Source organism: Microbacterium phyllosphaerae, from assembly GCF_017876435.1.
GTDB lineage: Bacteria > Actinomycetota > Actinomycetes > Actinomycetales > Microbacteriaceae > Microbacterium > Microbacterium phyllosphaerae.
Window position 1 is genome coordinate 26,305 of sequence record NZ_JAGIOA010000001.1, and the last position, 14,189, is coordinate 40,493.

Sequence of the window (14,189 nt, forward strand, 5' to 3'; positions counted from 1 at the left end):
TAGAGTCTGAAACGTTTTAAACACCTGAAACGTTTAAAGTCGACGTTCCAGCCCTTCGACAATGAGGTTGATCATGGCACTCGCTGCTGACCAGGACCTGGTCCTCCACGCTCGCAACATCTCGCGCCGCTACGGCGCGGTCACGGCCCTCGCCGACGCGTCGCTCACCCTGCGCCGCGGAGAGGTCATGGGCCTCGTCGGCGACAACGGAGCCGGCAAGTCGACGCTGCTGAAGGTGCTCTCCGGAGCCGTGATCCCCGACGGCGGCACGATCGAGGTCGAGGGCGCACCCGTGGACTTCCGCCGCCCGACCGACGCCCTCGCCGCCGGGATCGAGACGGTGTATCAGGATCTCGCGCTCGTCGACACGATGTCGGCCGTGCAGAACGTGTACCTCGGTCGTGAAGAGCTCTCGACCAACCCGTTCCTCAAGGCGCTGAACATCGTGAACGACCGCGGCATGCGCGCCAGGTCTCGCGAGGTGCTCGCCGAGCTCGGCGTCGGCATCCAGTCGGTCAACGTGTCGGTCAAGGGCATGTCGGGCGGACAGCGCCAGTGCCTCGCGATCGCCCGCGCACTGCTCTGGGGTCGCAGCATCGTGATCCTCGACGAACCCACCGCCGCCCTGGGCGTGCGCGAGTCGCAGCAGGTGCTCGACCTGATCGGCCGCCTGCGCGAGCACGGCGTGAGCGTGATCCTGGTCAGCCACAACATGCAGCAGCTGCACACGGTCGCCGACCGCGTGACGGTGATGCGCCTCGGACGCTCGGTCGCCGTGCGCGACATCGCCGACGTCACCGCGCAGGACATCGTCGGCCTGATCACCGGAGCGATCCCGGCAGACGTGCCCACCCCGGAAGACACCGAGACCCTCGTCAGCTGACGACGACCAGACTTCACCACCCGCACCACCCGAAAACCGCACCACCCGAACACCGCACCACCCGCACCACCCGAACACACCCATTCAAGAGGAGCACTGCAATGACGCATCACTCACCCCGCACCGCCCTGCGCCTTCTCGGCGCCGGCGTGGCACTCGTCGCCGGAATCTCGATGGTCGGTTGCGCCGATCAGCCCGCGGGCGGATCCGCAGGCGGCGACGACGACACCTTCACCCTCGGGTTCGCCGTCGGCGGCCAGGCCGACGCCGATTGGCAGGACTACCAGGGCGACGTCGCCCAGGCCCTGGCCGAGCAGCGCGGCTGGAAGTACGTCGAACTCAGCAACGACGGCGACGAGGCCACGGCCGTCAAGAACGCCGACCTCTTCGTGCAGCAGGGCGTCGACGCCGTGATGATGTTCAACGGCCGCCCCGAGGCGAACCCCGTCATCGCGAAGAAGTACAAGGATGCCGACATCCCGGTCATCACGTTCGACATCGCCCAGGAGGGCTGGTACTTCGTCGGCATCGACAACGCCGCGGCCGGCACCGAGGGCGGTACGGCTCTCGGTGAGCTCGCCAAGAGCGAGTGGGACTGCGATGTCGACCTCGTCATCTCGGCGCAGGGCACCGCAGCCGGACAGATCGACACCTGGCGCACCGGCAACGCCGCGACCGCCGTCGGCGAGGTCTGCCCCGACATCCCCGAAGACGCATACGTCGCTTACGAGGCCGACGGCAACCTCACCACCTCGCTGCAGAACGCGCCCGGCGTCTTCGCCGCGCACCCGGATGCCGAGAACATCCTCGTCGTCGGACTCAACGACCAGGCGGTCGTCGGCGCCCTGCAGGCGGCGACGCAGCTCGGTCGCGACGCGCACATCATGGGCTGGGGCCAGGACGGCGGCCTGATCACGGGCGACAACGTCGACCCGAACCTCGCCGGCAGCGTCATGTACTTCCTCGAGGGGTACGCGGCCTACGCCTTCGAGATCGCGGATGCCATCGCCGCCGGCGACCCGCCCGCAGTCAAGGACTCCGGCGACGACGCGGCCGTGAGCGTGCAGCCCTGCGCCGTCACCCAGGAGCAGGCCGCGGCCATCCCCGGCATCGAGGAGCGCGTCGCCGCGATCTCCGAGGCCGACGAGGGCACCACGCTCTACGACCTCTACTGCAAGAACTAACCGTTCCTCCCGGATCGGTCTCGAGAAGAACGAGACTCTCATGACGACTCCCACCCTCACGGCCGATCCGGCCGCCCCGCGTCCGAGCGTGCGCACGTCGCGCTCGGACGCGGGGAGCCGCACCACGCTGCGGGATGCCCTGAGCATCGCCGCCGTGTGGTTCCTCCTCGCGGCGGCGACCACGATCGTCCGCCCCGACTTCCTGTCGAGCCAGTCCCTGCTGGCCATCACGTTCACCATGGCGATCTCGGGTGTGCTCTCCGTCGCCCAGGGCATCGTCGTCATCGGCGGCGGCCTGCTCGACCTCAGCCTCCCGGTCTCGCTGGTGGTCAGCGCCTGGGCCACCGTGACCCTGCTCGCCGCGGGCGTGCCCGACCTCCTCGCGGTGGTCGCCGGCATCGTCGCGGGTGCCGCGTGGGGCCTGCTCAACGGCCTCATCATCGTCTTCGGCAAGCTGAACCCCATCATCGTGACGCTCGCCACCGGCTTCGGCGGCCTCGCGATCATGATGATCGGGTTCAAGTCGGCGCAGATCCCCTCGGGGTCCGCGCTCCGGGCCTTCGGCCTGGGGCAGTTCCTCGGACTCCCCAACATCTTCTGGCCCATGCTCGCGATCGTCGTGCTCGCCGGCCTCGCGATCGCGTGGACTCGCTGGGGCCGGCGGCTCACCGCAGTCGGCGGCAACCCGCAGGCCGCCCGCGCTCGTGGTGTCTCGCTGCGTCGCGTCCGCCTGGCCACGTTCTCGGGCGCCGGCGCGGTGGCGGGACTCGCCGGAGTGCTGTTCGCCTCGGTGACGCCGAGCTTCACCCCCAACGCCGGAGCGAGCTACCAGCTGATCGTGATCGCCGCGGTGATCCTCGCGGGCATCAGCCTCTCCGGCGGCAAGGGCAACTTCCTCGTGCTGCTGCTGAGCGTCGGATTCCTCTCGACCATCCCGGTGTCGATCGCCTTCTTCGGACTCCCGCCGGCATTCGCGCTGATCTTCCAGGGCGCTCTCCTCATCATCGCCGTCGGCATCGACGGCTTCCGCATCAAGAGAGGTGCACGATGACCACGGCATTCGCCCCGGCATCCGACGTCGAGTCGCCCCGGGCTCTCCCCCAAGTGCTCTCGTACCTCAAGGGCCCCGTCGGCAGCATCGGCCTGATGCTCGCGGCCGTCATCATCATCGGTGCGATCGCGGTCGGCCCCGCCTTCTTCTCGGTCTCGAACGTGCGCATCGTCGGCGTCGCGGTCGCGATCCCCCTCATCGTCGGCGTGCTCGCCTCGTTCGCGCTGCTCGCCGGTGTGGTCGACCTGTCGATCGGATCGATGGTCGGATTCGGCGCGGTCGCGTTCAACCAGCTCGTCGCGTCGGGGATCGATCCGTGGATGGCCGCGGGGGTCACCATCCTGCTCGGCATCGTCGTCGGCTCGATCAATGCGTTCGTGATCGTCGGCCTCGGCGCCGAACCGCTCGCCGTCACCCTGGGCATGCTGACGCTGCTGCGCGGCGTGTGCCAGGCGATCGTCGTGCAGGCTCCGCCGACCACGCTCATCGAGCCGCTCTACGACGTCACGCAGGGCACCACGTTCGGCATCCCGACCCTGCTGCTGATCGGCGTCGGCCTGACGCTCGTCGCGGCGGGCGTGGTCTCGAAGACCCGGGTCGGACGCAAGATCCAGGCCGTCGGCGGCGACCCGCGGGCCGCCCAGCGCGCCGGCATCTCGGTCGTCAGGGTGCGCACGGTCGCGCTCATCGTGAGCGCGGTGGGAGCCGCGATCGGCGGCATCTTCTATGTGGGGCAGCTCGGCTCGGCATCCAACATCCTCGGCACCGGACTGGAGTTCCAGATCTACGCGGCGCTGATGATCGGCGGATACTCGATCACCCGAGGCGGCGTCGGCAACCCGATCGGTGCGCTTCTGGGCCTGCTGGTCGTGGCGGGCATCACGAACATCCTGAACGTGAGCTTCATCGACCCCGACTACCTCGACCTCATCGTCGCGGTGATCCTGCTGGCCGCCGTGCTGGTCGACCGCTTCCGCGGAGGGGACGCCTTCGAATGAGCACCGACCATCCGCTCACGCTCCAGAGCACGATCCTGGGCCGCACCGGCCTCGCGGTCTCGCCGATCTGCATCGGCACCGCGGCGTGGGGAGTGTCCTCCCCCGTGCACGGCCTGACGGTGCCCGAGGAGGATGCAGTGCAGCTGACGCTGGCCGCGTTCGAGAGCCCCGTCACCTTCATCGACACCTCGAACAACTACGGCGACGGCGAGAGCGAGCGGCGGATCGGTCTGGCGGTTCGTCGAGCGGGAGGCGTGCCCGAGGGTTTCGTGATCCAGACGAAACTCGACCGCGATCCCGAGACCGACTCGTTCGACCCCGACCGCATGCGTCGCTCGCTCGACGAGAGCCTCGAGCGGCTCGGCATCGACCGGGTGCCGATCCTGCACCTGCACGACCCCGAGCACATCGGCTTCGACGCGGCGATGGCACCGGGCGGCCCCGTCGAGGTGCTGCAGTCACTGCGCGATCAGGGATACGCCGACTTCATCGGCATCTCGGGAGGGCCGGCGCGGATGCTGACGCGATTCGTCGAGACGGACGTCTTCGACGTGCTCATCACGCACAACCGGGCCACACTGGTCGACCGCACCGCGGATGCTCTGCTCGACGCCGCCGCCGCGGCGGACATCGGCGTGGTGAATGCGGCGATCTACGGAGGCGGGATCCTCGCGAGCTGGCCCCGCACCTCTGACCGCTATCACTACGCCCCCGCGTCAGCCGAGATGCTCGCAGCGATCGACGCGATGGGCGCGGCGTGCGAACGCCACGGAGTGCCCCTGATCGTGGCGGCGCTGCAGAGCTCGCTGCGCGATCCGCGCATCCACTCCACCGTGTGCGGGCTGGTCACGCCGCAGCAGCTCGACGAGACTGTGCGCATGGCTGAGACCGAGATTCCCGACGCCCTCTGGGAGGAGCTCGACGCGCTCCGCCCCTCACGGGACTCGTGGATCGATGACTGACCGACCCGCCCTGCTCGTCACCGGCGTCGGCGCGCACGCCGACCCGTGGCACGGACTCGCAGCGACCAGCGAGGCGCTCGCGGACGTGCTCGCCGAGCGGATGCCGGTGCGCCGCCTCGACACCGACGACGTGGCCGACGGAGCGACTCTGACGGATGCCGCACTGCTCGTCGTGAACATCAGCGGCGATCTGGGCGCGGAGGCCGCTGCGGCGAGAGCCGTGCTCGATCCTCTGCTCGACGCCGTGGCCTCGGGCATCCCGCTGCTCGCGGTGCACTCCTCGGCTCTCGCCTTCCGTGACGACCCCCGCTGGGCCGAGCTGCTGGGTGGGCGATGGGTGCCGGGCGTGACGATGCATCCGCAGATCGGCTGGAGCGTGGTGCAGCCGGCCGCTCCACTCCCCCCGTTCCGGGTGTACGACGAGCGGTACTCGCACCTCGAGGTCGGCGACGGTTCCGCGGTGCGGGCGATCCACACCGACGACGGCATCACCCACGCTCTCGCCTGGTCACGCCACGGCGCTGACGGACACGGCGGCGTCGCGTACTCGGCACTCGGCCACGGCGTCGAGGCCTATCGGGCCGACGGCACGCGCGCGCTGCTGCATGCGCTGATCGACGAACTGGTCGGTACCGAACATGCGCTGGACCCGGCCCCGTCGGCGATCCCGCCGGTACCGGCGTTCGAGGCCGCCGCGCTCGACTACGAACTCATCGCGATCGCACCGCGCGGCGGCGATGTGGGAGTGGCCGGCTTCGCCGATCACTTCGACGACGGCGAGCTGCTGGCATCCGGATACCTCCTGCTCGAGCGCCTGCCCGCCGGCGGTGCCGCCCTGCACAGCCACGGCCGCGAGGTCGGTCGACTCGCGTCCGTCGACGGCGGTCTGCGTGTCGACCTGCCCGGAGCCGCGATCGACGGACGGATGCTGCGTTCCGCCGACGCGGGGATCGCGCTGGTCGCCGAACACGGGCGATGGCAGGGCGGCGACGGCGGATCTGCCATCCTGCTCGGAGACGACTGGCGCGTCGCCGTGGTGCACGGCCCGGCGCGCGTCAAGCTCGATAATCGCGTCCGACTGCTCGACGACCTGCGGGCTCTGTCTCGGACGCAGGAGGAGCGGCATGCCTGACATCGGCCTCCGAGACGTCGCCGAGCGCGCCGGGGTCTCGATCGGAACCGTCTCGAACGCGCTGAATCGACCGGAGCTCGTCTCTGAGTCTGCGGCCGCCCGCGTCGCCGAGGCCGTCGACGAGCTCGGCTACGTGCCCAACATCGCCGCCCGACAGCTCAAGGCCGGCCGCAGCGACGCGATCGGGTTCTCGGTGATCAACATCACCAACCCGTTCTTCGCCGACCTCGCGTTCGGCGCCGAGGAGCAGGCGCTGACCGCCGGCTACTCCGTGCTCGTGGGCAACGGCTTCGACTCGGCCGAGCGCGAGTCCCGCTACCTCGACCTGTTCGAGCGGCAGCGCGTCGACGGCGTGCTCATCGCCCCGGTCGAGTACCACGAGGAGTACCTGCAGCGCTTCCGCCGCCGAGGGGTGCCCGTCGTCCTCGTCGACCAGCGGCATCCGCGCGGCGAGTTCTCCTCCGTGTCGGTCGACAACAGGCTCGGCGGACGCATCGCGGCTCAGGCGCTCCTCGACGGCGGATGCCGGCACCTGGCGTTCATCGGCGGACCGAAGTCGCGCGAGCAGATGAACGAGCGTCTCACCGGACTGCACGAGGTGGCGGATGCCGCCGGTGTGCGCACCACGCTCATCGAGACGACCACGCTGAACACTGGCCTCGGCCGTGAGATCGGCGAGCAGATCGCCGAGCTGCCCGCAGCGGACCGCCCCGACGGGATCTTCGCCGGTAACGACCACCTCGCCCTCGGCCTGCTGCAGGGGCTCGTCGGGCGGGGCCTGCGCGTGCCCGAGGACATCTCGCTGGTCGGCTACGACGACATCGAGTTCGCCGGCGCCGCGGTCGTGCCGTTGACCTCGGTGCGCCAACCCGCCCGAGAGATGGGCGCGAGGGCCGTCGAGCTGCTCATGCACCACCTCGCAGGCTCCGACGATCCGATCGAGGCGCGCTTCGTGCCCGAGCTCGTGATTCGGGCCTCGACCCGCTCCCACTGACCTTCCCCACCCATCCGGTCCTCGCGACCACCGACCCAGGAGATCCATGCATTACGGCGCCGACTACAACCCCGAGCAGTGGCCACGAGAGGTGTGGCCCGAAGACGTGCGGCTCATGCGCGAAGCGGGTGTGACGCTCGTGAGCCTCGGGATCTTCTCGTGGTCGCGGATCCAGCCCGCCGAGGGCGAGTTCGACTGGGAGTGGCTCGACGAGATCATCGGGCTGCTGCACGAGGGCGGCATCCAGGTCGACCTCGCCACCGCCACCGCATCCCCGCCACCGTGGGCCTCCGCCGCGTATCCCGAGATGCTGCCGCAGGATGCCGACGGATCGACCTTCTGGCCGGGCAGCCGCCAGGCGTACGCGCCCGCCTCGCCCGTCTACCGTCGCCTCGCGTCGGAGCTCGTCACCGCCCTCGCGGAGCGCTACGCGCAGCATCCGGCCGTCGTGCTCTGGCACGTCAACAACGAGTACGGATGCCACCTGCACTACGACTACTCCGACGCGGCGCGCGACGCGTTCCGCGTGTGGCTCGAGCGCAAGTACGCGACGATCGACGCCCTCAACCACGCCTGGGGCACGGACTTCTGGTCGCAGCGCTACACCGCGTTCGACCAGATCGTGCCGCCGCGCAAGGCGCCGTACAGCATCAACCCCACCAGCGTGCTCGACTTCAAGCGGTTCACCTCCGACACCCTGCTCGAGCTGTACGTGATGGAGCGCGACATCATCCGCGCCTCCGGGGCGACGCAGCCGATCACCACGAACTTCATGGGCGCGTTCCCGCCGGCCGACTACTGGAAGTGGGCGGACGAGGTCGACGTGATCTGCGACGACAACTACCCCGACCCCAACGACCCCGAGTCGTTCCGCGGCGCGGCGTTCGCCCGTGAGCTCATGCGCGGGCTCAAGCCGGGCGTGCCGTGGATCCTCACCGAGCAGTCGACGAACGCGCTGAACTGGCGCCCGACCAACGCGCCGAAGGCGCCGGGTCAGATGGCGGCGATCAGCGCCCAGGCGGTCGGGCGCGGTGCCGACGGCATCATGTTCTTCCAGTGGCGCCAGTCCCGCCGCGGCAGCGAGAAGTTCCACTCGGCGATGGTGCCGCAGGCCGGGCTCGACACACGTACGTGGCGGGAGGTCGTCGACCTCGGCGGCCGGCTCGCACAGCTGCCCGAGCTGCCGGACGTGACCTCGGGAGCGAAGATCGCGCTCGTGTTCGACTGGGAGAACTGGTGGGCCATCGACGGCCGCGACCACCCGATCGTGCTCGACTATCTCACGCTCTCGCACCGCTGGCATGCGGCTCTGCACCGTCAGAACCTCGCCGTCGACATCGTGAACACGACCAGTGACCTGAGCGCGTACTCGCTCGTCGTCGCACCTCAGCAGTACCTGCTGAGCGACGAGGGCGCGGCCAACCTCTCGGCCTACGTGCACCGAGGTGGCAACCTGTTCGTCTCGGCGTTCAGCGACGTCGTCGACCAGGACGACGCCTTCCGTGACGGCGGGTTCATCGTCTCGCTGCGCGACGCGCTCGGCGTCGCCCTCGAGGACTTCGGTGCGCTCGTTCCGCCCGAGTCCGTGCGCTCGGCCGACTCGGCCGGCGAGGTCGCCCTGCACGCGGTGCCCGACGGGCCCGGTCAGTCGGAGGCCCCGCTCGACGGGCCCGCCGGCCGGATCGTCGGCCAGTACTTCGCCGAGGAGCTGCTGGTGCAGGATGCCGAGGTGCTCGGCCGCTTCACCGAGGGCCGCACCGAGGGCCGGGCGGCATTCACCCGCAAGGACTTCGGCGCAGGTCACGGCTACTATCTCGCGACGATCCCCGACGACGCGGGCATGACCGCGGTGCTCGGCTGGCTCGCGGCCGAGGCCGGAGTGACGGCCGAGATCGAAGGACTGCCCGCGCACGTCGAGATCGCCCGCCGCGGCGGCATCCTCACCGTCATCAACCACAGCGCCGAGCCGTTCGCGGTCGAGGTGGCCGGTACCGATGTGCTCACCGGCTCGACGGACGCGCGCCGCGAGCTCGGGGCGTTCGGATGGGCGTTCGTGGACACGAGCGACTCGCCGTCGTCGGTTTCGCAGGACTCGCGGGACTCGCAGGATTCGCAGAACTCTCAGAAGGAGAACAGCTGATGCAGTACACACGTCTCGGACGAGCGGGCGCCCGGGTGAGCCGTCTGGCCCTCGGCACCATGAACTTCGGTCCCGTGATCGACGAGGAGGCCTCGCGCGCCATCCTGGACCGCGCGGTCGACGCCGGCATCGACTTCATCGACACCGCCGACGTCTACGGCGGCGGCCGGTGGGGCGACCACCCCGGGCAGTCGGAAGAGATCCTCGGTCGCTGGATGAAGGACCGCGGCAACCGCGACGACCTGATCGTCGCCACGAAGGTGTTCGGCGCGATGGGGCCTCGGTCGAACGATCGAGGGCTGTCGGCGGTGCACATCCGCGCCTCGGTCGACGCGTCGCTGCGACGACTCGGCACCGACCACCTCGACCTGTACCAGATGCACCACATCGACCGCGATGTGCCGCTCGACGAGACGCTCAGCGCCTTCGTGACGCTGCGCGAGCAGGGCAAGATCACCTACCTCGGCAGCTCGAACTTCGCCGGGTGGCACCTCGCGCGCGTGCACGAGATCGCCGCGGCATCCGGCTATCCGGCCCCGGTGACCGAGCAGTCGCTGTACAACCTCACCGAGCGCACGGTCGAGCTCGAGGTCGTGCCCGCCGCGGAGCAGTACGGCATGGGGCTGCTGCCCTGGTCGCCGCTCGCCAGCGGACAGCTCGGCGGGGTGCTGCAGAAGACCGACCGCTCGCGGTCGAGCCTCGACGCCCTCGGAGACCGGCGCCCCGCGATCGAGCGCTACGAGGAGTTCTGCGCCGAGCTCGGCATCCGCCCCGGTGTCGTCGCGATCGCCTGGCTGCTGCACCAGCCGACCGTGACCGCCCCGGTGATCGGTCCGCGCACGATCGACCAGCTCGACTCTGCCGTCGAGGCGCTCGACGTGACGCTCGATGCCGACACGCTCGCCGAACTCGACCGCATCTGGCCCGGGCCCGGCGGCACCGCCCCCGAGGCGTACGCCTGGTGACCGTCCCGAACCGGTGTTCGCCGGTCGTTCACCGTTCGTACACGTCGACCGACTACAACTACAGGTGCGCGGACACAGACTCAGACCGGATCGGGTAGTCACGTCATCCGCGCACCACGGTGAGCGTCTGCTCCCGTTGCGGTGACACACCGCGAAAGACCCCCGCCGAATCGGGTCGGCGGGGGTCTTCTCTGCCTTGCGGTCGTCCCGGCCCTGCTTTCGCTTTCGAATCGCGCACTTGGCAGATCTCGGGTCGTTGGTTCTGCAAAGTGCGCGATTCGAAGCCAGTGGGAACCGGCCAGGGCTGTGGACAACCGCATCCGTCGAGCGCCGGGGCATGCCACGGTGTGGACCATGACGCCACGCGAGAACCTTCCGGACGAGATCCGCGGCATCGGCTTCTCGGTGCACATCGCACGACTGCACGGTGTGAGCCGCAACCGACTGCGCAGCGTCGACCTCGAAGCCCCTTTCTTCGGCGTGCGTGCACCCGCCGGAACAGTGCCGACGTTCGACGACATCGTGGATCCCCATGAACGGCAGCGCCGCGCGCGGGCCCGCCGCGCACACGTCTACGCCCCGCGACTGCACAACGGCCATTTCTTCAGCCATCAGACGGCCGCGTCGATCTGGGGTGCGCCGTTGCCTCTCGAATTCACCGACGACGACCAGATCGCCGCCTACAGCGACCTTCATCTGCACGTCAGCGCCGCGGGGCACACGCCCTTCCCCCGCGCGAGCGGTATCGTCGGTCACCGGACACTGTCGAGCTTGACGGAGATCACAGTGCACGACGGCTTGCGAGTCACCTCGCCCGCCGCGACCTGGGCGTCGCTCGGCGGACTTCCGCTCTTCGACGTCGTCGCCATCGGCGATCACATGTGCCGCGTGTGGCGAAGCGGGAGGGGCAGACCGGCCCCCGGACGCGCACCCCTCTCGACTCGGGCAGATCTGCGGACGATGCTGGAAGCAGGGCGACGACGCGGAGCGGCACGGCTCAGGGATGCACTCGAGCTCGTTCGCGAGGACTCCTGGTCGCCGCGTGAGACGCGAGTGCGCTGCATCCTGCTCGCCGGCGGGCTGCCGGAACCGGAGCTCAACGTGGACATCCACGACGAGCGCGGGCGCTTCCTCGGATGCGTCGACATGGTCTACCGCGAGGCTCGTGTCGTCATCGAGTATCTCGGCATGCTGCATGGGGAGCAGTGGGCGGCGGACGTGGAGAGACTCGAACGCCTCCGCGCCGCCGGGTGGGTCGTCATCGAGGTCACCTCACCTCTGCTGCGTCGGCCCGAGGAGCTGGTGCGGCGCGTATCGGCAGCTCTCGGCGCCTAACCCCCTTCGAATCGCCTACTTTGCAGTTTTCCAGACGGCCTTTCTGCAAAGTGCGCGATTCGAAAGAGATTGATGCCGGATGCCGGGTGCCGGGCCTACAGCCGCTCGATGATCGTGGCGTTCGCCATGCCGCCGCCCTCGCACATGGTCTGCAAGCCGAACCGGCCGTCGACGGCGTCGAGCTGGTCGACGAGCGTCCCGAGCAGGCGGGTGCCGGACGAGCCGAGGGCGTGCCCGAGGGCGATCGCCCCTCCTCGGGGGTTGAGCTTCTCGGCATCCGCCCCGACCTCGGCGGCCCAGGCCAGCGGCACCGACGCGAACGCCTCGTTGACCTCGTAGGCATCGAGGTCGTCGATCGTGAGTCCGGTGCGTTCGAGGATGCGCCGCGTCGCGGGGATCGGCCCCGTGAGCATCATCAGCGGGTCGTCTCCGACCACCGTGAACGCGTGGAACCTTGCCCGCGGTGTGAGCCCCAGCGCGTCGGCGCGTTCAGCGCTCATCAGCAGCGCGGCGGATGCTCCGTCGGTGAGCGGCGAGGAGTTGCCGGGGGTGATGCGCCAGTCGACGTCGGGGAACCGCGCGGCGAGCGCATCCGTGCGGAAGGCCGGGTGAAGTCCCGCCAGCCCCTCGGCCGTCGTGCCCGCACGGACGGTCTCGTCGTCGACGGCATCCGGAGCCTCCGTCACCGGGATGACCGTGCGGTCGAAGAATCCGTCGGTCCACGCGGCCGCGGCGCGACGGTGCGATTCTGCCGCATAGGCGTCGAGGGCAGCGCGGTCGAGGTTCCAGCGCTGGGCGATCAGCTCGGCCGAGACGCCCTGGTTCACGAGCCCGTCCGGATACCGCTCGCGCAGACGCGGCGACATCGGCGAGCCACCCGCGGCGGATGACCCGAGGGGCACTCGGCTCATCGACTCGACACCACCGACGATCACCGCGTCATAGGCGCCGGCGATGATGCCCTGCGCGGCGAAGTGCACGGCCTGCTGGCTCGACCCGCACTGACGGTCGATCGTCGCCCCGGGGATCGACTCATCGAATCCGGCCGCGAGCACAGCCTGCCTGGCGATGTTCGACGATTGGTCGCCCACCTGGCTCACGCAGCCGAGCAGCACGTCGTCGATCTGTCGCGAATCGAGCCCGCTGCGCTCGAGGATCGCGGCGAGCGCTCCGGCAGCGAGATCGACCGGATGCACCCCCGACAGGGCTCCGCCCGGCTTGCCCCGCCCGACGGGGGTCCGGACGACATCGATCAGGACGGCTTCGCTGCGCGTGCTCATGCGTCCCATTCTCTCCCCGTCACGGAGTTCGGGACGGATGCCGCTTCGCTTCGCTGCCCTGCCCTGCCCTGCCCTGCCCTGGCCCAGCCCTGCCCTGACCTGCCCTGCCCTGCCCTGCCCTGCCTCGGCCATACGCACCCGCGAAGGCCGAATTCCCGGCATCCGGCCTTCCCAGGCGCATTCGACCGTCGGAAGCACCGAGTATCCGGCCTCCGGCATCCGGCACCCAGCACCCAGCACCCAGCACCCAGCACCCAGCACCCAGCACCGCGCACCGCGCACCGCGCACCGAGCACCGAGCACCGAGCACCGAGCATTCGAACTCCGGCATCCGGCCTCACGCGCGCCGACGGAACCACGGATGCCGTCTTCGCGCGTCGCGAAAACAGGGCGGCGACCCCGGCATCCGAAATACAATCGTTGATGCGCCCGCACCTTGGCGCATCCCCCACCGTCGAGGCGCCCGTGACCCGGGCGACCGCAGTCTCCGAGGACCCACCATGTCCAGCGAACCCATCACCGTCTCCATCCGCCGCGAGGTCGACCCCGAGCATGTGGCCGCAGCCACCGCCTGGGTGCAGACCGGCGTGAACCTCGCCCACCGGTATCCGGGATTCCTCGGCTCCGGATGGGTGCGCGACGGCGAGGACTCGCACGTCTGGCACATGCTCTACCGGTTCTCCGACGAGAAGTCGCTGATCGCCTGGGAGCAGTCCGGCGAGCGGGAGTGGTGGAAGTCGACCGGCGACCAGTTCGTGCGCAGCGAGCGTGTACGCCGACGCAGCGGCATCGAGGGCTGGTTCGACGAGCCGACCACCGACACGATCACGCTGCCGCGGGCGGACGGATCGACGACCACGGTCGCGATGGTCAGCACTCCCCCGCGGTGGAAACAGGCCGTGTCGATCTGGCTCGGATTCTTCCCGCTGAACGTCGCCCTCACCTACGCTCTGAGCCCCGTGCCCGGCTGGAACGAGCTGCCGATCTGGCTGCGGGTGCTCGCGACGACGGTCGTGCTCACGCCGATCATGACCTACTGGGTGCTGCCTTTCGTCACGCGGTCGCTGCGCACCTGGCTCAACCGCTGACGCCTGGCCTCCCTGCCTGCTGGCCTGCCTACTGGCCTGCGTGCTGGCCTGCCTACTGGCCTGCGTGCTGGCGGGGTCAGTAACGCATCGGATTCGGACGTTTCCGGTGCGAAACTGACCCCCCACAAGCGAACGGATGCGAAAGTGACCCCGCACCGGCGGGCGGGTGCGAATCGA

12 protein-coding genes are annotated in these 14,189 nt (G+C 69.7%); 11 read left to right on the forward strand and 1 reads right to left on the reverse strand.

What is annotated here, in order from left to right:
- Positions 1 to 73 precede the first annotated feature (73 nt).
- From JOF42_RS00115 to JOF42_RS00160, 10 genes are all read left to right on the forward strand, one after another.
- Positions 74 to 883 (forward strand): ATP-binding cassette domain-containing protein, encoded by an 810-nt coding sequence (locus JOF42_RS00115; RefSeq protein WP_210095985.1) that lies wholly within the window; start codon positions 74 to 76, stop codon positions 881 to 883.
- A 101-nt stretch (positions 884 to 984) separates the two neighbouring features.
- Positions 985 to 2,067: a sugar ABC transporter substrate-binding protein gene (locus JOF42_RS00120; protein ID WP_210095986.1), complete on the forward strand. Its 1,083-nt coding sequence runs from the start codon at positions 985 to 987 to the stop codon at positions 2,065 to 2,067.
- Positions 2,068 to 2,107: 40 nt separating this feature from the next.
- Positions 2,108 to 3,118 carry an ABC transporter permease gene (locus JOF42_RS00125; RefSeq protein WP_210095987.1) on the forward strand — a complete coding sequence of 337 codons (1,011 nt, stop codon included), beginning with the start codon at positions 2,108 to 2,110 and terminating at the stop codon, positions 3,116 to 3,118.
- Positions 3,115 to 4,116, forward strand: a complete 1,002-nt coding sequence (locus JOF42_RS00130) for an ABC transporter permease (protein ID WP_210095988.1) — start codon at positions 3,115 to 3,117, stop codon at positions 4,114 to 4,116. Before JOF42_RS00125 ends, JOF42_RS00130 begins: the two co-directional genes overlap by 4 nt.
- On the forward strand, positions 4,113 to 5,078 hold the full coding sequence (locus tag JOF42_RS00135; RefSeq protein ID WP_210095989.1) for an aldo/keto reductase: 966 nt from the start codon (positions 4,113 to 4,115) through the stop codon (positions 5,076 to 5,078). The genes JOF42_RS00130 and JOF42_RS00135 overlap by 4 nt, the downstream gene beginning before the upstream one ends.
- Positions 5,071 to 6,210 (forward strand): ThuA domain-containing protein, encoded by a 1,140-nt coding sequence (locus JOF42_RS00140; RefSeq protein ID WP_210095990.1) that lies wholly within the window; start codon positions 5,071 to 5,073, stop codon positions 6,208 to 6,210. Before JOF42_RS00135 ends, JOF42_RS00140 begins: the two co-directional genes overlap by 8 nt.
- Positions 6,203 to 7,204: a LacI family DNA-binding transcriptional regulator gene (locus tag JOF42_RS00145; RefSeq protein ID WP_210095991.1), complete on the forward strand. Its 1,002-nt coding sequence runs from the start codon at positions 6,203 to 6,205 to the stop codon at positions 7,202 to 7,204. The genes JOF42_RS00140 and JOF42_RS00145 overlap by 8 nt, the downstream gene beginning before the upstream one ends.
- A 46-nt stretch (positions 7,205 to 7,250) precedes the next feature.
- Positions 7,251 to 9,344 (forward strand): beta-galactosidase, encoded by a 2,094-nt coding sequence (locus JOF42_RS00150; protein WP_210095992.1) that lies wholly within the window; start codon positions 7,251 to 7,253, stop codon positions 9,342 to 9,344.
- Entirely contained in the window at positions 9,344 to 10,309 is a 966-nt protein-coding gene (locus JOF42_RS00155) for an aldo/keto reductase (protein WP_210095993.1), read from the forward strand. Before JOF42_RS00150 ends, JOF42_RS00155 begins: the two co-directional genes overlap by 1 nt.
- A gap of 354 nt (positions 10,310 to 10,663) precedes the next feature.
- Positions 10,664 to 11,644 (forward strand): DUF559 domain-containing protein, encoded by a 981-nt coding sequence (locus tag JOF42_RS00160; protein WP_210095994.1) that lies wholly within the window; start codon positions 10,664 to 10,666, stop codon positions 11,642 to 11,644.
- A 95-nt stretch (positions 11,645 to 11,739) separates the two neighbouring features.
- On the opposite strand, the gene JOF42_RS00165 is transcribed toward JOF42_RS00160, so the two are convergent.
- On the reverse strand, positions 11,740 to 12,924 hold the full coding sequence (locus tag JOF42_RS00165; protein ID WP_245340676.1) for a thiolase family protein: 1,185 nt from the start codon (positions 12,922 to 12,924) through the stop codon (positions 11,740 to 11,742).
- A 500-nt stretch (positions 12,925 to 13,424) separates the two neighbouring features.
- On the opposite strand from JOF42_RS00165, the gene JOF42_RS00170 reads away from it, so the two are divergent.
- Positions 13,425 to 14,012 carry an antibiotic biosynthesis monooxygenase gene (locus JOF42_RS00170; protein ID WP_210095996.1) on the forward strand — a complete coding sequence of 196 codons (588 nt, stop codon included), beginning with the start codon at positions 13,425 to 13,427 and terminating at the stop codon, positions 14,010 to 14,012.
- The last annotated feature ends 177 nt before the right edge of the window (positions 14,013 to 14,189 follow it).